17 protein-coding genes and 4 pseudogenes are annotated in these 19,676 nt (G+C 70.9%); 15 read left to right on the top strand and 6 right to left on the bottom strand.

The features are described 5' to 3' along the window. The 10 genes and pseudogenes from ACLEQD_RS13780 to ACLEQD_RS13735 all read left to right on the top strand — a co-directional run. Nucleotides 1–502, top strand: a 502-nt coding sequence (locus ACLEQD_RS13780; protein WP_410384258.1) for an LptA/OstA family protein, incomplete at its 5' end; no start/stop codon positions are given. Beyond that, the gene (gene lptB / locus ACLEQD_RS13775; protein ID WP_410384256.1) at nucleotides 499–1,239 is read left to right on the top strand and encodes an LPS export ABC transporter ATP-binding protein; all 741 of its coding nucleotides are present in this window, start codon (nucleotides 499–501) and stop codon (nucleotides 1,237–1,239) included. The genes ACLEQD_RS13780 and lptB, both read left to right, overlap by 4 nt. Before the next feature lie 252 nt (nucleotides 1,240–1,491). Beyond that, a pseudogene (rpoN, locus tag ACLEQD_RS13770) lies at nucleotides 1,492–3,011 on the top strand (RNA polymerase factor sigma-54). A gap of 89 nt (nucleotides 3,012–3,100) precedes the next feature. Continuing rightward, nucleotides 3,101–3,739: a GNAT family N-acetyltransferase gene (locus tag ACLEQD_RS13765; protein WP_410384254.1), complete on the top strand. Its 639-nt coding sequence runs from the start codon at nucleotides 3,101–3,103 to the stop codon at nucleotides 3,737–3,739. Between the two features lie 246 nt (nucleotides 3,740–3,985). After that, on the top strand, nucleotides 3,986–4,543 hold the full coding sequence (locus ACLEQD_RS13760) for a hypothetical protein (RefSeq protein WP_410384252.1): 558 nt from the start codon (nucleotides 3,986–3,988) through the stop codon (nucleotides 4,541–4,543). A gap of 130 nt (nucleotides 4,544–4,673) precedes the next feature. Continuing rightward, nucleotides 4,674–5,555 carry an SDR family oxidoreductase gene (locus tag ACLEQD_RS13755; protein ID WP_410384250.1) on the top strand — a complete coding sequence of 294 codons (882 nt, stop codon included), beginning with the start codon at nucleotides 4,674–4,676 and terminating at the stop codon, nucleotides 5,553–5,555. A 226-nt stretch (nucleotides 5,556–5,781) separates the two neighbouring features. Continuing rightward, complete coding sequence (gene hpf / locus ACLEQD_RS13750) at nucleotides 5,782–6,444, top strand: ribosome hibernation-promoting factor, HPF/YfiA family (protein ID WP_410384249.1); 663 nt, start codon at nucleotides 5,782–5,784, stop codon at nucleotides 6,442–6,444. A gap of 199 nt (nucleotides 6,445–6,643) precedes the next feature. Then, on the top strand, nucleotides 6,644–7,105 hold the full coding sequence (locus ACLEQD_RS13745; protein WP_410384247.1) for a PTS sugar transporter subunit IIA: 462 nt from the start codon (nucleotides 6,644–6,646) through the stop codon (nucleotides 7,103–7,105). Nucleotides 7,106–7,128: 23 nt separating this feature from the next. Then, a complete protein-coding gene (locus ACLEQD_RS13740) occupies nucleotides 7,129–7,974 on the top strand; it encodes a hypothetical protein (protein ID WP_410384245.1) in 846 nt (281 codons plus the stop codon). Nucleotides 7,975–8,050: 76 nt separating this feature from the next. Then, nucleotides 8,051–9,151 carry an alpha/beta hydrolase family protein gene (locus ACLEQD_RS13735; RefSeq protein WP_410384243.1) on the top strand — a complete coding sequence of 367 codons (1,101 nt, stop codon included), beginning with the start codon at nucleotides 8,051–8,053 and terminating at the stop codon, nucleotides 9,149–9,151. Here the strand turns inward: ACLEQD_RS13735 and dtd are convergent. From dtd to ACLEQD_RS13710, 5 genes and pseudogenes are all read right to left on the bottom strand, one after another. Beyond that, on the bottom strand, nucleotides 9,148–9,609 hold the full coding sequence (dtd, locus tag ACLEQD_RS13730; protein WP_410384242.1) for a D-aminoacyl-tRNA deacylase: 462 nt from the start codon (nucleotides 9,607–9,609) through the stop codon (nucleotides 9,148–9,150). The two genes, ACLEQD_RS13735 and dtd, sit on opposite strands and share 4 nt — an antisense overlap. 53 nt (nucleotides 9,610–9,662) lie before the next feature. After that, a pseudogene (locus ACLEQD_RS13725) lies at nucleotides 9,663–9,860 on the bottom strand (ABC transporter permease); the annotation flags it as partial. Beyond that, nucleotides 9,857–10,504, bottom strand: coding sequence for an ABC transporter permease (locus ACLEQD_RS13720; RefSeq protein WP_410384260.1), 648 nt, complete (start codon nucleotides 10,502–10,504; stop codon nucleotides 9,857–9,859). The pseudogene ACLEQD_RS13725 and the gene ACLEQD_RS13720, both read right to left, overlap by 4 nt. A gap of 79 nt (nucleotides 10,505–10,583) precedes the next feature. Further along, nucleotides 10,584–11,381: pseudogene (locus tag ACLEQD_RS13715) on the bottom strand (ABC transporter permease); the annotation flags it as partial. Nucleotides 11,382–11,410: 29 nt separating this feature from the next. After that, the gene (locus ACLEQD_RS13710) at nucleotides 11,411–13,027 is read right to left on the bottom strand and encodes an ABC transporter substrate-binding protein (protein WP_410384240.1); all 1,617 of its coding nucleotides are present in this window, start codon (nucleotides 13,025–13,027) and stop codon (nucleotides 11,411–11,413) included. Nucleotides 13,028–13,161: 134 nt separating this feature from the next. On the opposite strand from ACLEQD_RS13710, the gene dacB reads away from it, so the two are divergent. Together dacB and ACLEQD_RS13700 are read left to right on the top strand one after the other, a co-directional pair. Continuing rightward, on the top strand, nucleotides 13,162–15,393 hold the full coding sequence (gene dacB, locus ACLEQD_RS13705; RefSeq protein ID WP_410384238.1) for a D-alanyl-D-alanine carboxypeptidase/D-alanyl-D-alanine-endopeptidase: 2,232 nt from the start codon (nucleotides 13,162–13,164) through the stop codon (nucleotides 15,391–15,393). Nucleotides 15,394–15,645: 252 nt separating this feature from the next. Further along, the gene (locus tag ACLEQD_RS13700) at nucleotides 15,646–16,167 is read left to right on the top strand and encodes a single-stranded DNA-binding protein (RefSeq protein WP_410384236.1); all 522 of its coding nucleotides are present in this window, start codon (nucleotides 15,646–15,648) and stop codon (nucleotides 16,165–16,167) included. Nucleotides 16,168–16,278: 111 nt separating this feature from the next. Here the strand turns inward: ACLEQD_RS13700 and ACLEQD_RS13695 are convergent, their stop codons facing one another. Further along, on the bottom strand, nucleotides 16,279–16,962 hold the full coding sequence (locus ACLEQD_RS13695) for a succinate dehydrogenase (protein ID WP_410384234.1): 684 nt from the start codon (nucleotides 16,960–16,962) through the stop codon (nucleotides 16,279–16,281). Nucleotides 16,963–17,234: 272 nt separating this feature from the next. Here ACLEQD_RS13695 and ACLEQD_RS13690 point away from each other — a divergent pair, with 272 nt between their 5' ends. The 3 genes and pseudogenes from ACLEQD_RS13690 to ACLEQD_RS13680 all read left to right on the top strand — a co-directional run. Then, entirely contained in the window at nucleotides 17,235–18,128 is an 894-nt protein-coding gene (locus ACLEQD_RS13690) for an Hsp33 family molecular chaperone HslO (protein WP_410384232.1), read from the top strand. A gap of 212 nt (nucleotides 18,129–18,340) precedes the next feature. Beyond that, entirely contained in the window at nucleotides 18,341–19,036 is a 696-nt protein-coding gene (locus ACLEQD_RS13685) for a phosphoribosyltransferase (protein ID WP_410384230.1), read from the top strand. A gap of 56 nt (nucleotides 19,037–19,092) precedes the next feature. Continuing rightward, nucleotides 19,093–19,676: pseudogene (locus ACLEQD_RS13680) on the top strand (GTP-binding protein); the annotation flags it as partial.

Here is a 19,676-nt window from a genome sequence, read left to right as displayed (position 1 = left end):
GCCCGCCCCGAGCACCCCGGCCGCGCCGCCGCTCGCGCCGGGCACGTCCCTGGCGCCCACGGACCTGCGCAACCCGGTGGACCTGTCCGCGGACCACGTCACCGGCGACCGCAACCAGGCGGTGCTCACCGGCAACGTGGTGGTGAAGCACCAGACCATGGACATCCGCTGCGACAAGATGACCGGCTACTACAACGCCACCCGCCAGGTGACGCGCGTGGTGTGCGCCGGCAACGTGCGCGCCGTGGACGGCGACCGGCAGGCCCGGGGCGAGCGCGCGGACTACGACGTGCCCTCGGGCGTGCTGGTGGTGACGGGCTCCCCGGAGGCCCGCCAGGGCAACACCTACCTCACCGGCACCAAGGTGCGCCTCATCCTGGGCAACGAGCGCCTGGAGGTGGAGAACGCCCGCATCCTCGTGGACTCCCCGTCCACCACCGCCGTCCCGGGCACCCGCAAGAAGGCCCCCGCGCCCAAGCCGCCGGCGGGCAAGACGCCATGAGCGGCGCGAAGCTGTTCGCCGAGGGGCTCCAGAAGTCCTTCCGCAAGCGCCAGGTGGTCCGCGACGTGTCCTTCAACGTCGCTCCCGGTGAAGTCGTGGGCCTGCTGGGCCCCAACGGCGCCGGCAAGACGACGAGCTTCAACATGGTCGTGGGCCTGGTGACGCCGGACGCGGGCCGGGTGCGCGTGGGCGACGAGGACCTCACCCACCTGCCCATGCACCGCCGCGCCCGCCGCGGCGTGGGCTACCTGCCGCAGGAGGCCTCCGTCTTCCGCAAGCTCACGGTGCGCGAGAACTTCCTCGCCGTGCTGGAGCTCCAGAAGGGGCTCTCCGCCCAGGACCGCAAGCAGCGCGCGGACACCCTCCTGGAGGAGTTCGGCCTCTCCCACGTCGCCGAGTCCTGGGGCGAGACCCTCTCCGGCGGCGAGCGGCGGCGCGCGGAGATTGCCCGCAGCCTCATCCCCGCCCCCCGCTTCATCCTCTTTGACGAGCCCTTCGCCGGCGTGGACCCCATCAACGTGGGCGACCTCCAGCGTCAGATACACCTCCTGCGGGAGCGGGGCCTGGGCATCCTCATCACCGACCACAACGTCCAGGACACCCTGGGCATCTGTGACCGGGCCTACATCATCGCACAGGGTCAGATTCTCGAAGAGGGGACCCCCGCGCAGATCGCCGGCTCGGCCCGCGCGAGGGCCGTCTACCTGGGAGACCGGTTCCGTCTCCAGGCTCCCTGAAAAGCCGCCCTCCCCGTATGTCTCCAGATGCTCGGGGTGAAGTTGGCCCCGCTTTTGCGTCGACGTTTGAACATCAGCCGGGCAGGCGGGGGTTACGGCAACCTGTCGGATTTCCAGCGGATTTTTCACGCTGCAAATCAGAAACCATGCGCTGGGGCACTGGACGTGGCCGGGGGTCCTTGTTAGGTTGGCACGGTCCTTGATTGGAATCTCCAATCAAGTGGTCCGCATGCCTTCCGGAGACGCCCCCACATGGCGATGGAACTCAAACAGAGCCTGAAGCTCGCGCAGCAGCTGGTGATGACGCCCCAGCTGCAGCAGGCCATCAAGCTCCTCCAGCTCTCGCGAATGGAGCTCCTGGACCAGGTCCGTGAGGAGATGGAGCAGAACCCCCTGCTGGAGCAGCCCGAGGAGGGCATGCCCGGCGAGGTGAGCGAGAAGGAGCCTGGCGAGGCCTCGCTCGAGGCGGACAACGCGGAAGTCGCGCGAGACGTGGACCTGCCGTCGGCGACGCCTGAGACGGCCCAGGAGTTCAAGGCGGACGGGGAGGGCCCCCGGAGATTGACTGGGAGTCCTACCTCAACAGCTACCAGTTCAACGAGCCCACCACCGCCTCCAACAAGGGCAACGTGGCCACGGACGACCTGCCGTCGTTCGAAGCCAACATGGTGAAGAAGGAGGACCTGGTCGACCACCTCCAGGAGCAGCTGGGCACGCTGCGGCTCAACGAGGCCGAGCGCCGCGTGGCGGTGCTCATCCTGGGGAACCTGGACGACGACGGCTACCTCAAGCTGCCGGAGATTGAGGGCGACCCGCTCATCCGCCTGTCCAACGAGGCGGACGTGCCCATGCACGTGGCCGAGCGCACCCTGCGCCGCATCCAGAACCTGGAGCCCCGGGGCTGCGGCGCGCGCGACCTGCAGGAGTGCCTGCTCATCCAGCTGCAGGCGATGAAGGACCCGAACGCGGCGCTCCTGGGCCTCATCATCAAGCGCCACATGAAATATCTGGAGAGCAAGAACCTCCCGGCCATCGCCAAGGACCTCAAGGTCACCCTGGACGAAGTGGTCGCGGCGGCGAAGCTGCTCCCGAAGCTGGACCCGCGGCCGGGCCGCAACTTCAGCGGGGATGACGCGCAGTACATCACCCCCGACGTCTTCGTCTACAAGCTGGGGGACGAGGACTACACCGTGGTCCTCAACGACGACGGCCTGTCCAAGCTGCGCATCTCCGGCATGTACCGGAACGCGCTCAAGACGGGCGCGGTGAGCCCCGGGCAGACGAAGGAGTTCATCCAGGACAAGCTGCGCAGCGCGATGTGGCTCATCCGCTCCATCCACCAGCGGCAGCGGACCATCTACAAGGTCACCGAGAGCATCGTGAAGTTCCAGCGGGACTTCCTGGACAAGGGCATCGCGCACCTGAAGCCCCTCATCCTGCGCGACGTGGCGGAGGACATCGGCATGCACGAGTCCACCGTCAGCCGCGTCACCACGAGCAAGTACGTCCACACGCCGCAGGGCATCTTCGAGCTGAAGTACTTCTTCAACTCGTCCATCGCGCGCGTGTCCGGCGAGGACACGGCCAGCGAGGCCGTGAAGCACCACATCAAGCAGCTCGTGTCGCAGGAAGACCCGCGCAACCCGTACTCGGACCAGAAGATCGTGGAGCTGCTGCGCTCGCAGGGCACCGAAATCGCCCGCCGCACGGTGGCCAAGTACCGCGAGGTGCTGGGCATCCTCCCCAGCAGCAAGCGCAAGAAGTACTTCTAGCGCCGTCCCCCGGCTGGGCGGACTGGTCCAGCCGGTTTGTCGCAACCGGCCCTGCACGCCAGGGCCGGGGTTGGGGCATGAAGCGGTCCATGGACCCCGTGCTCCCCACCGATGTCGGCGTTCCCCACCGCGACCCCGTGCCGCTCGTCGTCCCGCCCGTCACCCTGGAGGGGCGGACGGTGCGGCTGGAGCCCCTGACCCCGGAGCACGTGCCCGCGCTCGCGGCCGTCTGCGAGCCGGACCTCTTCGCCCACTTCTCGCGCGTGCTGCGCACGGAGGCGGACGTGGCGGACTACGTCGCCGCCGCGCTGAAGGCGACCGCCGCGGGCACGGAGCGGCCCTTCGTCATCCGCGAGCAGGCAGGCGGCGCGGTGGTGGGCACCACGCGCTACCTGGACATCTCCCGCGAGTACCGCACGCTGGAAATCGGCTCCACGTGGCTGGCGCGGCGGGTGTGGCGCTCGCGGGTGAACACGGAGTGCAAGTACCTGCTGCTCACGCACGCCTTCGAGTCGCTGGGCGTGATGCGCGTGCAGCTCAAGACCGACCGGCGCAACGTGCGCTCGCGCGCCGCCATCGAGCGGCTGGGCGCCACCTTCGAGGGCATCCTGCGCAACCACATGCTCGTGCGCGGCGGCGTGGTGCGGGACAGCGCGTACTACGGGTTCATCGACACGGAGTGGCTCGGCGTGAAGGCGCGGCTCGAAGGACTGCTGGCGCGGGAGTGATAGGGTGCCGGCCGCCATGACCCTCCCCGCACCGAGCCCGCGCCGAACCGTCTCCCGCCTCACCGCCCTGGGGGCGCTGGTGGCGCTCACCGGGTGTGGCGGCGGCGAGACGAAGGTGATGTCGCTGGCGGAGCTGTCGGACCGCTCGCTCACCTTCGCGCTGGCGGACGTGGACGACGCGGAGACGCCGGACGCGCAGGGCGCGCACCGCTTCACCGTCAGCTACTCGGTGAAGGAGGACGGCCCGTGCTCGCGCTTCGCGGACGACGTCACGGCCACCTTCAACGGCCAGCCCATGACGCTGGTGCCGGGCGGCGCGTCGGACGTGGGGGGCGCGCGGAGGCGTGTGAGAACAGCCGCGCCTACTTCAACTTCGACCCGGCCGCCTGGGGCCGCGAGCCGGTGGAGGACATCACCGTGCAGCTCCAGGACGCCACCAGCACCGTGCGCCTGGTGGTCCTCAAGGCCAAGGCCAAGCGCAAGTTCACGTTCCAGGGAGAAGGCACCCCGGACAAGCTGCGCGTGGGACAGGCCTATGCCTTCCTCTGGGAGCCCGCCACGGAGGTGCCCGGCCCCGTGGAGGCGCTGCTCCTGCGCGAAGGGGGCAGGGCGCCCGGCGTGCTCTCCGTCACGCAGGAAGGCAACAAGGCCACCATCGACATCCCCGCCGGCACCCCGCAGGCGAACCACACCCTGACCCTGGGCGCGGACCTGGCGGGCACCGTGGGCGAGTGCACGGGCGTCGCGTCGTGCTCCGGCGCCATCTACCACTCGCAGGACTTCGTGCTCTCCGTGGTGCCCTGAAGTGCCCTGAAGTGCCCGGAGCCTGTCGGGCCGCCGGGCGGTGGCCGGGCAGGCGGCCCGTGCGCGATTGCCGCCCCGTGCCAGCGCCTCCACCGTGAGGGAACGTCTTTCTTCCCCACGGAGTGACGACATGGCCCGCAATCCCGACCCGCGCACCGCCGGTCCCAAGCCCCCCTTCCCCGAGCAGACCCAGTCCGCGCCCGGCCACGAGGGCGCCATGTCCCCGGAGCCCGACTACGGCGAGCAGTCGTACAAGGGCTTCGGCCGGCTCCAGGACCGCGTCGCGCTGGTGACGGGCGGCGACAGCGGCATTGGCCGCGCGGTGTGCCTGGCCTTCGCGCGCGAGGGCGCGGACGTGGCGTTCGCGTACCTCAACGAGGGCGACGACGCGAACCACACCCGCCGCGTGGTGGAGGGCTCCGGACGCCAGGCGCTGGCGCTCGCCGGGGACGTGGCGCTGGAGGCCACCTGCAAGAAGATTGTCGAGGACACGGTGAAGCGCTTCGGGCGCATCGACGTGCTCGTCAACAACGCGGCCTACCAGGGCAAGGCGGTGGAGAAGTTCGAGGAGCTGGACGCGGAGCGCGTGGAGCGCACCTTCCGGGTCAACATCCTCGCGATGTTCCACCTGGTGAAGTACGCGCTGCCGCACATGAAGCCGGGCGCGACCATCATCAACACCGCGTCCATCCAGGCGTACCAGCCCTCGGCCTCCATCCTCGACTACGCGACCACGAAGGGCGCCATCGTCGCCTTCACCAAGGGCCTGTCGCAGGAGCTCATCGGGCGGGGCATCCGGGTGAACGCCGTGGCGCCGGGCCCCGTGTGGACGCCGCTCATCCCGCAGTCCTTCGACGGGGAGAAGGTGAAGGAGTTCGGCAAGAGCTCGCCCACGGGCAGGCCCGCGCAGCCCGCGGAGCTGGCCCCCTCCTACGTGTTCCTCGCGTGTGACGAGTCGCGCTTCGTCAACGGCGACATCCTGGGCGTCACCGGAGGCATGTTGCTCGCGTGAGGACCACGCACGCGGTGTGGGGGGAGGCCGGACCGGAAAGCAGGGCCCGGGTCGGAATCCCCTCCCGTGCCATGCAGCGGACACAAGACGTGTCCTATTGCGGTCGCTTGCGCGAACGCGAGCCGTGGACGGGAAGTTCCAACCTGGGGGGCCGGGTTGCTTTCGGCGTGGGCTCCGTTTCTGATCTGTGACGGAGCTTACCTCTCTCCCTAGGAGGCGGCCACGCATGCAGCTCAACATCACCTTCCGTCAGTTCGGAGCGTCGGATTCACTGAAGGAGTACGCCCGTGAAAAGGTCGAACGGGTGAACCGACTGCTGGACCGGGCTGGTGAGGCCCACGTCGTGCTGTCGTTGGAGCGGCACCTGCACCACGCGGACATCACCATCCACTCCGGCGCCTGGGTCCTCCGGGGGCGTGAGAAGAGCGATGACATGTACGCGTCCATCGACCTGGCGATGGACAAGATCGAGCGCCAGCTGCGCCGCTACCGCGACAAGCTCAAGTCGCACCACGGCAAGGAGAAGGTGCACCACCGCCAGGACCTGGTGAACAGCCTCAAGGTCCGCCACGACGTCTTCGAGGTCCACGACGAGGAGGCCGCCGAGCCGTCCTCGCCCGCCGCCCTCCAGTCCGCCCCCGCCGCGGAGGCCCGGCAGCCGGTGGCCGAGTCGGGCGTCGCCCGGCTGGTGCGCACCACGCACCTGGCCATCCAGTCGCTGTCGGTGGACGACGCGGTGATGCAGATGAACTTGATGAACAACGACTTCTACGTGTTCCAGAACCAGCAGTCCCAGGCGCTGTCCATCGTCTACCGCCGCAAGGAGGGGGGGTTCGGCCTCATCGAACCGCACCTGCCCGAAGCGCCGGTGGCCGCCACCGGCACCTGACCGCCGGCCGGCCGAACCAGGGACCGGGTCCGGGGCTTTCCCCCGGGCCTGGGCCCGGGCCGGGACTCGGCACCGGGCTGACGCGCAGTGAGCGAAGCGCCTGTCACCGCCCAGGCTACCCTTGCGCGAATCCAGTGTGAGGAGTAATTGCCGGCCGAGGAATCATTGCCGGCCCGGAGCGCCAAGTGCGGGAGCGCCATTGAGAATCGCCGATTTCCTCAGCCCCCAGGCGGTCGTCGCGGACATGCAGTCCCGCACGAAACCGGAGGTGCTGCGCGAGCTGAGTGCCACGCTGTCCCGGGCGCACCCGAGTCTGCGCGAGGACCGGCTGGTGGCGGTGCTCCTGGAACGCGAGAAGCTGGGCAGCACGGGCATTGGCGAGGGCGTGGCCATTCCGCACGGCAAGCTGGCGGGCATGGACAGCCTCCAGGCGGCCTTCTGCGTGTCGCGGGCGGGCGTGGACTTCGAGTCCATCGACGGCAAGCCCACGCACCTGTTCTTCGCGCTGGTGGCGCCGGAGAACAGCGCCGGGGTGCACCTGAAGGCGCTGGCGCGCATCTCGCGCCTGTTCAAGAACCCGCGCTTCCGGGCGGCCATCCTCGAAGCGCCCACGGCCGCGGACATCCACGCCCTCATCATCCAGGAAGACGCGCGGCCCTGAGGGGCTGACAGGAGACGCCCCGCATGGACGTCGTCCTGCGTCCCATCAACGACCGCTTCTTCCACGAGCAGGTCCTGCCCTTCTTCACGCGCGCCATGGGGGATGCCGCCGGCGCGCTGGAGGCCCTCTCCAACCACCTGGGTGACGCGCAGGCGTTCACGCTCTGCCAGCGGCTGGCCTCGTCGGCGCTGCCGGGGGGCGTGGGGTCGGTGGACTCGGATGGGTGGATGGACCTGGTGGACCGGCTGGTGTTCCAGCCCTGGCACGAGGCGCCCGGCGGCTGGGAGGTGGGCGGTGCGCCCGGCGGCTACGCGGACGAGTGGGACGAGGCGCTGAACCTGGCGCTGATGGTGGAGGACCCGGCCTATCCCTACTGGGACACGAGGGCGGCGCGCACGGTGCGGGACAACTTCCGCCGGCGTCCCCCGGGCGAGCAGGGGCTGGCGTCGCTCCTGGCCGGGCAGTGGGACCCCTTCCCGGAGTTCCCCCCGGACCGCGTCTTCGTCACGCAGGGCCGGGGCGAGTACGCGGTCCGTGAGCGCTTCGCCTTCGCGGACTGGGCCTGGCGGCCAGCGAAGACGGTGGTGCACTGGCAGGTGAACCTGCCGCGCAAGCTGGAGCGGCTCCTGGCGCGCGAGCAGGAGCGCATGAAGCTGCCGTCGCTGCCGGAGCGCGACGAGGTGCTGGGCTACTGGACGGGCCGGCTGTCCCAGCCGCCGCCGCTGTCCGTGCTGTTCTCCGGCCTGGGCCCCAACGCGGCCACGTGGATCCGCGAGCTGGGCGCGCTCACGCTGCACCTGCGCACCGCCGCGCAGACGAAGCAGGGGCTGGCCGCGCTGGTGACGCGCGGGACCACCGTGCGGCTGTGAGCCGCTGAGGCCTGTCCGCTGGACAGGCACCCCGGCCCTTTCCCTGCATCGCCGTTCGCGGCCATGCTCCAGGGTCATGCTCCGCCACCTCGCCCTGATGGGGCCCGTGCTGCTCGTCTCCGCCGCGCTGCTGGCGGGGGGCTGTTCCTGCTCGAAGAAGGCGGCGGAGGCGCCGCGCACGGACCACGCAGCGCTCTACGGGGCGGACGCGGCCTACGCGGTGGGCATCACGCAGTCGCTGACGTACGAGGACGCGGTCCGCCACCGCACGCTGAAGCCGTGGGTCTGGTACCCGGTGGCGCCCGGCACGCCCATGGACAACCGCGCGCCGTCGGACCTGTTCAAGCCCTTCTACGGCGCGAAGGACGCACCGCTGTCGGACGCGCGCGAGCGCTGGCCGGTGGTGCTGCTGTCGCACGGGAGCGGGGGCTCGGTGATGGACCTGTCCTGGTTCGGTTCGAACCTGGCGGCGCACGGCTTCGTCGTCGTGGCGGTGAACCACCCGGGCAACACCTACGGCGACACCAGCCCGGAGGGCTTCGCGCGCGCCTACGAGCGCCCCCAGGACTTCACGGTCATCCTGGACCACCTGCTGAAGGACCCGAAGTGGGGCCCGCGCGTGGATCCGGAGCGCATCGGCGCGGCGGGGCACTCCATGGGGGGCTACACGGCGCTGGCGCTGGTGGGGCTGAACCTGAACCTGGAGTGGATTGAGAAGCGCTGCAAGACGCCGGGCACCCGCGAGGAGATTGGCTGCGAGGGCCTGCGCGACGTGGACTACCGCCGCATCGACATGAAGCACGCGCGAGCGTCGTACCTGGATCCGCGCGTGAAGGCCGCGTTCGCGATGGCGCCGGGCATGGCGGCCTCCTTCGAGGCGCGGGACACCGCCGACATCCAGAAGCCCGTGGAGCTGGTGCTCGCGAAGGGCGACGAGCTGATGCCGCACGAAGGGCACGGCCTGCACCTGGCGGGACTGCTGCCGCCCGCGACCACGACGACGGTGGTCCTGGACGACGCGGGGCACTTCACCTTCCTGCCCGAGTGCTACCCGAAGGGCTTCGACGTCATCGCGATGCTGTGCCGCGACCCGGTGCCCGGGACGCGCCCGGCCTCGCACGCGCGCACGAACGCGGAGGGCGTGGCGTTCTTCCGCCGCACGCTGGACGTGCGCTAGGCCGGGGCCGCGGCCTTCGGCGGGCTCTCCAGCAGGAGGGTGACGGGCCCGTCGTTGACGAGCGCGACCTTCATGTCCGCGGCGAAGATGCCGGTGCCCACGGTGAGGCCGCGCTGGCGCAGGGCTTCGCAGGCGCGCTCGTAGAGGGCCTTGGCGGCGACGGGCTCCATCGCGTCGATGAAGCTGGGCCGGCGGCCCTTGCGCGCGTCGCCGTAGAGGGTGAACTGGCTGACGACGATGAGGTGCCTGGAGGTGTCCTCCAGCGACAGGTTCATCTTGCCGTCGGCGTCCTCGAAGATGCGCAGCGTGGCCAGCTTCTCCACCATCCACGTCAGGTCCGCGTCGGTGTCGCCCTTGCCCACGCCCAGCAGCACGAGCAGGCCCGGGCCCATCTCGCTCACGCGCTGGCCGTCCACCGTCACCGACGCTTCCAGGACCCGCTGCACCACGGCCTTCATGGGTTCACTCCCTTTCGTCCCTGCTTCCTGCCAGGGCGCCCGGGGCCTTCAAGTCACCGGCCCTCGTGGCGAGGATCCATCGCGTCGCGCAGCGCATCCCCCAGGAGGTTGAAGCCCAGCACGGTCAGCGCCAGCGCGATGCCGGGGAAGAGGGCCACGTGCGGCGCCACCAGCAGGTACTGCGTCCCCTGGTCCACCAGCGCGCCCCACGACGGCGTGCCCGGGGGGACGCCCAGCCCCAGGAAGCTCAGGGACGCCTCCGCGACGATGGCGCCCGGCAGCGCGAAGGTCGCCTGCACGAGGAGCGGCCCCCGCCGCGTTGGGCAGCAGGTGCGCATCGAGGATGCGGCCCGGTCCGCTGCCCAGGGCCCGGAGCGGCCTGCACGTAGTCGGCCGCTCGCGCAGGGTGAGCACCTGGCCGAGCGTCCGTCAGCCGCGCGTAGCCCGTCCATCCGGTGAAGGAGAGCGCGAACACGACGTTCGCGAGGCTGGGGCCCAGCACGGCGGTGATGAACAGCGCCAGCAGGATGCCGGGGAAGGCGAGCAGCACGTCCACCAGCCGCATCAGCGCTTCGTCCACGAACCCGCCCGCGTAGCCCGCGATGCCGCCCAGCGTGATGCCCACCGCGGCGGACAGCACCACGGCGAAGAAGGACACCTCCAGCGACACGCGCGCGCCGTGGAGCACGTGGGTGAGCACGTCGATGCCGTTCTCCCCCGTGCCCAGCGGGTGGCCGGAGGTCGGGCGCGACAGCTCGCGCGTGAGGTCGATGGCGTCCGGCGAGTGGGGGCTGAGCCACGGCGCGAACAGCGCGGTGAACACCCAGACACACGCCACGGCGAGCCCGAACCGGGCGCCCCAGGAGCGCGGCCGGAGGCGGTGGGCCGCGCTCATGAGCGCCTCCGCACGCGAGGTCGACCCACGCATAGGCCACGTCCGTGAGCGTGTTGACCAGGACGTAGCTGAAGGTGAAGAGGAGCACCGTCGCGCGCACGGTGTTGTAGTCGCGCTTCTCGATGGCGGTGAGCAGCAGCGTGCCCATGCCCGGCCACGCGAACACCTTCTCCGTCACGATGGCGCCGCCCAGCAACGCGCCGAACTCCAGGCCCAGCACGGTCACCAGTGGCAGGAGCGCGTTGCGGAACGCGTGCTTCCACAGCACCACGCGGGGGGACAGTCCCTTGGCCCGGGCCACGGTGACGTAGTCCTCGCGCAGCGCCTCGAGCATCGTGGCGCGGGTCATCCTCGCCAGGAACGCGGCGAGCGCGGTGCCCAGCGTGAACGCGGGCAGCACCAGGTGCCTCCACGACTCCGCGCCGGACACGGGCAGCCAGTCCAGCTTCAGCGCGAACAGGATGATGAGCACGGGGCCCAGCCAGAAGCGGGGCAGGGCGACCCCCGCGACGGACACGCCCATGGCCGCCGCGTCCACCGGAGTCCCGCGCCGCGCCGCCGCCATCACGCCCAGGGGCAGCGCCAGCACCAGCGACACCGCCATGGCCGCCACCGTGAGCAGCAGCGTGTACGGCAGCGCCGCGCCCAGGGCCGGGAGCACCTTGCGCTGGAACGGGGGCAGCGACGTGCGCAGCTCCCCGGTGGCCAGGTCGCGAGCGAACGTCCAGAGCTGCGCGTACCACGGCAGGTCCAACCCCACCGCCTGCCGCAGCGCCGCGCGGTCCACCTGCGTCGCCTGTTCCCCCAGCATCACGTCCACCGGGTCGCCGGGCACGAGGTGCAGGAACAGCGACACGAGCAGCAGCGCACCGACCATCGCGATGACCGCGGACACGAGCCTCCGGCTCACGGCGTGCCCCCCGGCTCGGGCGTCACTTCCCGCGCCTTCGCCAGCGGCAGCAGCAGGCCATGCGCGCTGGGCTCGAAGTCCGCGAGCCGTGACGACACCACCGCGATGCTCGCCTCATGCCACAGCGGGATGACGGGCAGCGCCGCGTCCAGTTCCCGCTGCGCCTCTGCGTACAGCGTCCGCCGCTCCTCCCTCGACGCCCGCGTCGCCGCGTCCAGCACGCGGTCCAGCGCCGGGTCCTTCAGCGCGCCCCGGTTGAACCCGCCCCAGTGGTTCTCCGGCCCGGGGATGTTCGCGGAGTGGAACGCGCCCCGGAGCAGGTCCGGCTCCATCACGGCGGCCCACTTCAACGTGAACAGCTCGAAGCGTCCCCGGCGCACGTCCTCGAAGAACGTCCCGAACTCCAGCGCCCGCACCTGCACCGCCACGCTGCCCTTCGCCAGCTGCTCCTTGAGCACCAGCGCCACCGCGCGCCGGAAGCGGTCCGTGCTCGTCTTGAACGTGAAGGACAACCGGGGCTGCCCTCCGGGCCCGTCCGGATCCGGATACCCCGCCGCGTCCAGCAGCCGGGCCGCCTCCTCCGGCGCGTAGCCGCACCCCGGCGTGGCCGTGAACGCCCAGTGCGCGCGGGGCAGCATGCTGGACGCGGGCTCCGCCAGCCCGTGCAGCTTGTGCTCCACCAGCGGGCGCACGTCGATGAGGTGGCACAGCGCCTGCCTCACGCGCACGTCCGCGAGCGGCCCCTCCCGCAGGTTGAGCCCCAGGTACGTGAAGCCCGTGCCCGGCTTCGTCACCACGCGCAGGTGCGGCGCCTTCCGGAGCGCGGGCAGCACCGCCGGGGACACGCCGTTCACCACCAGGTCCGCCCGGCCCTTGAGCAGCTCCAGCACCCGCGTCGTCTCGTCCCGCACCACCCGGAACGTCAGCCGCGACACGGCGGGCTTTCCTCCATGCCAGCCCTCGAAGGGCGTCAGCGTCAGGTGCTCCTCGTCCGGCCACGACTCGAACCGGAACGGCCCCGCGCCCACCGGATGCGCTCCCTGCGCCTCGATGCCGCCGGGCCCCGCGCGCTCCGAGGGCAGGATGGCCGCGGACAGCTCCGCGAGCAGCGGCGCATAGGGGCGCTTCAGGTGGAAGCGCACCGTGCGGGCATCCACCACCTCCACCCGGTCCACCGGCTCGTACCGCTCGCGCTTGGGGCTGCCCAGCTTCGGGTCCCGCAGGGCGTCGAAGGTGGCCTTCACGTCCTCGGCGGTGAGGGCGCTGCCGTCGTGGAAGGTGAGCCCCGGGCGCAGGACGAACTCCATCACCGTGGGGGAGACCTCCCGGAAGGACTCCGCCAGTTGGGGCACCGGCCGGCTGGCGTCGTCGAAGGTGAGCAGCCCCGGACTGACGAGCTGCGCCAGCCGCTGTCCATGGGCCGTGAGGGCGAAGCGATCATCCAGGCTGTCCGGTGGGGCCTCCAACAACACCGTGATGCCCGCGGGCGGCACCGGGACGCGGCAGCCGAAGTCAAGCGCCAGCGCCAGCGCGAGGACGAACACCCGGACGGCACGGAAGGGCAGGGGAGGCATGGCGTCTGTCACGATGTGGATGTCAGGCGGAGCCTCCATGCTGCGACAGCCTCCTTCTTGTTTCCAGGAAGCAGGCAGGCGTGCAGGGTAGTGGCAGCCGTGGATCCTCCCCCCACCCTTGCCGCCCCTTTCCTCCCTTCTTCATAATGGAACGCGACTTCCCCGGAGCGTGCGTGCAGGTTTTTCGAACCAGACCCTTCTGGGCAGCGACCGCCATTGCCCTGTGGCTGCCTTCCGTCACCCTGGCCGCGTCGCCGTCCGCCGAGAAAAAGGCTGAACGCGAGGCGCTGAAGAACGCGCTCGTGCAGGTGATGCAGCGCACCGCCCTCAAGAGCAGCCGCGTCGGCGTGCACATGCAGAGCCTGGACGACGGCACCGTGGTGTTCAGCCACAACGCGGACGAGCTGCTCAACCCCGCCTCCAACGTGAAGCTCGTCACGTCCTCCGCGGCGCTCGTCGCGCTGGGGCCGGAGTACCGCTACGAGACGGAGTTCCTCGTCGAGCCGGAGCTGCCCGCCGACGGCAAGGTCAAGACGCTCTACGTGCGCGGCAAGGGCGACCCCACCCTCACCACCGAGCGCCTCTACGCCATCACCTCCGAGCTGCTCCACGCGGGCCTCAAGGAGGTGCAGGACATCGTCGTGGACGACTCCTGGTTCGACTCCGAGCGCACGCCGCCCGGCTACGACCAGGAGGACTCCGACCGCGCGTACATGGCGCCCACCGGCGCGGTGAGCCTCAACTGGAACGCCGTGGCCGTCTACGTGCGCTCCGCCCCCGGCGGCAAGGCCGTGGTGGACATGGAGCCGCCCAGCGACTTCTTCGTCGTGGACAGCGCCGTCACCAGCGGCCGCGCGCGGCGCGTGTTCGTGAAGTCCGCCGCCTACGGCGACCGGCAGAAAATCATCGTCAAGGGCCAGGTCCCCGACGAGCGCGGCCCCGTGAGCGTCTGGAAGAAGATCGACAACCCGCCCATGTACTTCGGCGGCTCGCTCAAGCAGCTGCTCGTGTCGCGCGGCGTGAGGGTGAGGGGCAAGGTGAAGCAGGGCCTGACGCCGTCGCGCGCGAAGGTCGTGCACGTGTCCCAGTCCGACACGTTCGACATCGTCCTCAAGCGCCTCAACAAGCTGTCCAGCAACTTCGTCGCGGAGATGCTGCTCAAGACCCTGGGCGCGGAGCTGCGAGGCGCGCCGGGCTCCTTCACCAAGGGCATCGACGTGGTGGAGGAGTTCCTGGCCCGCGACGTGGGCATCCCGCGCGGCACCTACGTGATGAAGAACGGCAGCGGCCTCAACGACGCCAACCGCTTCTCCACCGCGCAGGTGGACCGGCTGCTGCGCCACATGTACGAGCGCTTCCCGCTGGCCCCGGAGTACCTGTCCTCGCTGGGCATCGCCGGCAAGGACGGCACGCTCAAGTACCGCTTCGACGGCACGGACGCCGTGGGCCGGCTGCGCGCCAAGACGGGCACCCTGGAGGGCGTCTCCGCGCTCAGCGGCTACGTGCAGTCCGCGGGCGGGGAGAAGTTCTCCTTCTCCATCATCGTCAACGACTACGCGGGCCGCGCCGGCCCCGTCATCGCGGGCATGGACGCGCTGGGCGCCGCCGTGGCCGCCACCGGCTCCACGCTGGGGCCGGACACCGCGCTGGCCTCCCTCAACGAAGGCCAGAAGCCCCAGGGCGGCCTGACGGACATCGCCAACCGCGTGAAGACCTACCTGGAGCTGGGCAAGCAGCGGGACTCGCGCAACATCGGCTTCCTGCGCACCGCGTGGCGCAGCGAGCGCGACCCCGCCGTGCGCGCCGTGCTGGCGGAGAGCCTCTACCAGTCCAACCCGCACGACTACCTGGGCACCCGCACGCTGCTGGACAGCTACTCCGCCACGGACGACGTCTACGGCCGCCTGCGCCAGGTGGCCCACGCCCTGTCGGTGGACGTGCCCGGCGTGAGCAGCATGGTGGAGCTGGCGTCCGGCGGGAACACGGAGGCCCTGGCCCGCGTGCTGGAGCTGTGCCGCGCGGCGGACGTCGCCCATGACGCGCAGGCGCAGGAGGAGCTGGTGGACGGCCTGGGCGAAGTGGCCCGCACGGCCCCGGAGGAGCTGGTGGCCACCCTGCGCGACGCGAGCCCCGCCGAGCGCGACGCGACCGTGCCGCTGCTGGCCCAGGGCCTGGTGAAGGCCGGTGACACCACGCACCCGTTCTGGAAGTCCCTGCGCAAGCTGGGCTCCGGCGGGGCGGATGCGCAGCTCGTCACCTTCGCCAAGGGCCTGGACTCCACCCTCACCACCAAGACGGCCGAGGCCCGGACCTCCCAGCGCGCCCAGCCCGTCCAGGTGGTCGCGCCCGCGTCCGCCACGCCCAACATCGTGCCCGCCTCCGGCATCCTCCGCCCGGGCGGGTAGTCCTCCTCACGCCGCGCCCGCCGCCCGGACGCCCGCCGTCCGGGCGGGGGTTCCTCCCCCCTCCCTCCCAAGCCCCTGGAATCCCTGACGCTCCCCGCCCGGAGAGCAGGCAGGCGTGCGTCCTGGCAGCCCCCGGCCGGTTTCTCGCCAGGGGAATGTCAGTGGTGGATGCTATGGGCTGAAGGACCTGTCGGGGCGTGTAGCCCCGCGGGTTGTGCCGGGCCCTTGGTGGGCCGGGTTTCGGGAGGAAACATGGCTGGAGGCGTGAACAAGGTCATTCTCATCGGCAATCTCGGGGCGGACCCCGAGGTGCGCTTCACCCCGGGCGGTCAGGCCGTGGCGAACTTCCGCATCGCGACGAGCGAGAGCTGGAACGACAAGAACGGCCAGAAGCAGGAGCGCACCGAGTGGCACCGCATCGTCGTCTGGGGAAAGCTCGCGGAGCTGTGCGGCGAGTACCTCAAGAAGGGGCGGCAGTGCTTCGTCGAAGGCCGTCTGCAGACGCGCGAGTGGATGGATAAGGAGAACAAGAAGAACTACACCACCGAGGTCGTCGCCACCTCCGTCACCTTCCTCGGCGGCCGTGACGCCGGTGAGGGCTACAGCGGCGGCGCTGGCAATGGCGGTGGGCGCCGGCAGCAGCAGCAGGGCAACGGCGGCTACTCCCAGGGGCGTGACGACTACGGCCAGCCGCCTCCCATGGGCATGGACGACGGTGGCGGCATGGGCGGTGGCAGCCACGGCGGCGCGGCGGACGAAGACATCCCGTTCTGACGCCTGGGGCCGCTGCCCTTGAAAAGCGAACCGGCCGCTCCTGGATGTCAGGGGCGGCCGGTCGTGTTTTCAGCGCCGGAGCGCGAGGCTCCGGCTCCCCGAGGACTTCGGTCAGCCGACGTCCAGGCCCGCCGGGCCGTACGCCGCGCCCGCCGTGTAGAGGGCGTAGATGGCGCCCCAGGACATGGCCAGCAGGATGAGGAAGATGAGGATGGAGATGGGCTCGAAGCGGCGCATGGAGCGGTCGGTCGCGAGGATGCCCCAGCCCATGCCGAAGGTCTGCAGGCCGTTGGCCAGGTGGTACGCGGTGCCCAGCGTGCCCAGCAGGTAAACCATCAGCGTGGGGCCGTGGTAGTGCATCTCCCGCGCGATATCCATGAAGGGCTCCGCGTGGCCCTCCACCAGGCGCGGGTGCAGGAACGCCAGCCAGATGTGCGCGCCCAGGAACGCGAGCACGCCCAGGCCGGCCACGCGCTGCACGAGGTACTTGAGGTTGCCGTAGTTGTTGTAGGCGAGGTTGTTGGGCTTCATCGTGAAGATGCGCACCAGCCCCCACGCCGTGTGGATGAGCAGCGGCAGCATGACGATGATGAACGTGAACGCCTGGGCGAACGGGTTCGCGTACTCCGTCACCGACTTTTCCCAGGCCGTCGCGCCGTAGAAGGCGGACAGGTTGTCCCACAGATGGTTGATGACCCAGATGCTCAGGGGCACCACGGCGAGGAACGAACCCAGCCGCGACTTCAAGAGGGGCGTCCGGTCGGTGAGGGCTTCGGCGGTGGCTTGGGTGCTCATCGGGTCTCCAGCGGGGCGCGCGGACGGGTGGGGTGAGGACCCCCGCGAGCCCAAGTCAGGGCCTGGGTGCTACGGCCAGCAGGCGGTTTATAGCCGTTCCGTCACGCGGGCTGGATTTCTTCCGCACCCGCCCGTGCCAGCCGCAAGACACCGACTCATAAGCCCGGGCGATGCCAGCCCCCCGCCCCGACTGCTGGCCGCCAGGCGGGCGTCCCGCCCCCGTCCCTCTTCCGTTGGCGGGCGCGAACGGGTGGGGCACGCTAACCAGCCCTATGCCCGATGAGCTCGTCAGTGGATTGTTGAAGGCGTCGGACCTGCGCCTGGTCCTCGCCACCACCGGGGCCCTGTCCCGCCAGGCCCGCGCCACGCACCAGAGCATGCCGGCCTCCGCCGCCCTGCTGTCCCAGGGCCTCACCGCCGCCGCCCTCATGGGCTCGCTGAGGAAGGGCACGGACTCCCGGATCAACGTGCAACTGGAGTGCGACGGCCCCCTGCGCGGCCTCTTCGTGGACGGCGACGCGAACGGCGTCGTGCGCGGCTACGTGAAGAACACCCTGGTGGAGTACGTGGGGACGGAGGGCAAGTACCACTGGCGCCCGGTGCTCGGGAACCAGGGCTTCCTGTCCGTGCTGCGCGACCAGGGCGGCGGCGAGTACTACCGCTCGTCCGTGGAGCTGGAGCACTTCGACCTGGTGGCGGACCTGGAGCGCTACTTCCACCAGTCGGATCAGGTCCCCTCGCACCTCTTGATGGCGCAGCTGCCCGGCGTGGTGGACGGCCAGGAGGATGCGCTCGCCACCGTGGTGGGACTGCTCGTGCAGCCCCTGCCCAACGGGGACAGGGACGCCTTCAAGGCGCTGGGCACCCGGCTCAAGGCGCAGTTCCAGACCGCCGTGCAGGCGCACGCGCAGGACGGGGCGCTGACCCTGCTGCGCTCGCTGGTGCCGGAGGCGGACCTGGAGGTCATGTCGCGCTACCCCCTGCGCTTCACCTGTTCGTGCAGCCGCGACCGCGTGAAGCTCGCGCTGCTCGCCATGGGCCGCGAGGAGCTCCAGGACCTGCTGGTGAAGGAGGGCCAGGCGGAGGCCACCTGCCAGTTCTGCACGACGCGCTATGTCATCCCCGGCGCGGAGCTCCAGCGGATGCTCACGGAAGGCACCGCCTGACGCGGCGCCGGGGCCCGCGGGCCCCGGTGGGCTCGCCGGTGGGCTCGCCGGTGGGCTCGGTGGACCCGCTGTCTTGAAGACAGACATCCTCCTCCCGGCGCGGGCATGTTTCAGCGCCTCACATCGTCCAGGGAAGCAGACGCGGCGGTTGTGGCGGGGTCGCGGTGCTCGGGATATGACAGGACCGCCGCACCTCACCCGGAGCTTTCGCCGTGGCCATCAAGCGGGCAGCGCCGCCGAAGTCCCAGGACCAGCGCAACCCTTCCCCGAAGCCTGTCGTGCCCTCCTCCACCCAGAAGGATGGGGCGGAGAAGCTCGTCTCCATTCCCAATGACATGGTGCTGGCGCCCCAGGTGGAGGCCCCGCGCCAACCCTCCGGCCGCGACCATTCCCGGCAGAAGTCCACCGGCGTGGTGGAGCTGTCGTGGGCGGAGTTCGACCGCAAGGTGCAGAAGCTGGCGCGCACCATCCGTCAGGCGTGGGAGCCGCAGGCGGTGGTGGGCGTGGCCCACGGCGGCGTGTTCGTGGGCGGGGCGCTCGCGGGCGCCCTGGGCTGCGAGTTCTTCCCCGTGCGCATCAGCCGCCGCAGCCGCGACAAGGGGGAGCGCACCCAGGAGCGCGGCCAGCCGCAGGTGAGCGAGGAGATGCCCCCGGAGCTCAAGGGCCGCCGCGTGCTCATCGTGGACGACATCGCGTCCAGCGGGGACACGCTGGAGCTGGCCACGGCGCTCGCGAAGAAGGTGGGCGCGAAGGAGATCCGCACCGCGTGCCTGATTGCGCGGCCGGAGGGCTTCACGCCGGACCACGTGGGGCTGTCCACGGACTCGCTCTTCGTCTTCCCGTGGGACTACGAGCCGGTGATGGGCGACGCGCACTTCGACGACGACCCCGACAAGGCCGGGGCCTAGGCTCCGGGCTCGGGCTCCGGGCTCCGGGCTCCAACGACAAGGGCGCTGACGCGGCGATGATCATCGGGACGGCGGGGCACATCGACCACGGCAAGACGTCCCTCGTGAAGGCGCTGACGGGCACCGACACCGACCGGCTCCCGGAGGAGAAGCGGCGGGGCATCACCCTGGAGCTGGGCTTCGCCCACCTGCCCCTGCCGGACGGGCAGGTGGCGGGCGTGGTGGACGTGCCCGGCCACGAGCGCTTCGTGAAGGCCATGGCCGCGGGCGCGGGCGGCGTGGACCTGGCGGTGCTGGTGGTGGCCGCCGACGAGGGCGTCATGCCCCAGACGCGCGAGCACCTGGACATCTGCCGGCTGCTCGGCGTGAAGGCGGGCGTCGTCGCGCTCACCAAGGCGGACCTGCTGGACGCGCTGGGCGAGGACTGGCGCGCGCTGGTGGAGGCGGACCTCGCCGCGCTCACCGCCGGCACCTTCCTGGAGGCCGCGCCCGTGGTGCCGGTGTCGTCGCGCACGGGCGCGGGCTGCCGGAGCTGAAGTCCGCGCTCGGCCGCGCGGGCGGCGCGCTGCCACGCCGTCCCTCCGAGGGCCCCGCGTTCCTCCCCCGTGGACCGGGCCTTCACCATCAAGGGCTTCGGCAC

Origin of the sequence: Corallococcus sp. 4LFB (assembly GCF_046520365.1) — a bacterium.
Lineage (GTDB): Bacteria > Myxococcota > Myxococcia > Myxococcales > Myxococcaceae > Corallococcus > Corallococcus caeni.
The sequence above is the reverse complement of the archived record's forward strand: the minus strand, read 5'-3'. Positions and strand labels throughout refer to the sequence as shown.

Excerpts from the sequence above, each read along its gene's own strand:
- lptB (WP_410384256.1), top strand. The coding sequence starts at position 499 with ATGAGCGGCGCGAAGCTGTTCGCCGAGGGGCTCCAGAAGTCCTTCCGC.
- ACLEQD_RS13765 (WP_410384254.1), top strand. The coding sequence starts at position 3,101 with ATGGACCCCGTGCTCCCCACCGATGTCGGCGTTCCCCACCGCGACCCC.
- ACLEQD_RS13755 (WP_410384250.1), top strand. The coding sequence starts at position 4,674 with ATGGCCCGCAATCCCGACCCGCGCACCGCCGGTCCCAAGCCCCCCTTC.
- hpf (WP_410384249.1), top strand. The coding sequence starts at position 5,782 with ATGCAGCTCAACATCACCTTCCGTCAGTTCGGAGCGTCGGATTCACTG.
- ACLEQD_RS13740 (WP_410384245.1), top strand. The coding sequence starts at position 7,129 with ATGGACGTCGTCCTGCGTCCCATCAACGACCGCTTCTTCCACGAGCAG.
- ACLEQD_RS13735 (WP_410384243.1), top strand. The coding sequence starts at position 8,051 with ATGCTCCGCCACCTCGCCCTGATGGGGCCCGTGCTGCTCGTCTCCGCC.
- dtd (WP_410384242.1), bottom strand. The coding sequence starts at position 9,609 with ATGAAGGCCGTGGTGCAGCGGGTCCTGGAAGCGTCGGTGACGGTGGAC.
- ACLEQD_RS13720 (WP_410384260.1), bottom strand. The coding sequence starts at position 10,504 with ATGAGCGCGGCCCACCGCCTCCGGCCGCGCTCCTGGGGCGCCCGGTTC.
- ACLEQD_RS13710 (WP_410384240.1), bottom strand. The coding sequence starts at position 13,027 with ATGGAGGCTCCGCCTGACATCCACATCGTGACAGACGCCATGCCTCCC.
- ACLEQD_RS13700 (WP_410384236.1), top strand. The coding sequence starts at position 15,646 with ATGGCTGGAGGCGTGAACAAGGTCATTCTCATCGGCAATCTCGGGGCG.
- ACLEQD_RS13695 (WP_410384234.1), bottom strand. The coding sequence starts at position 16,962 with ATGAGCACCCAAGCCACCGCCGAAGCCCTCACCGACCGGACGCCCCTC.
- ACLEQD_RS13690 (WP_410384232.1), top strand. The coding sequence starts at position 17,235 with ATGCCCGATGAGCTCGTCAGTGGATTGTTGAAGGCGTCGGACCTGCGC.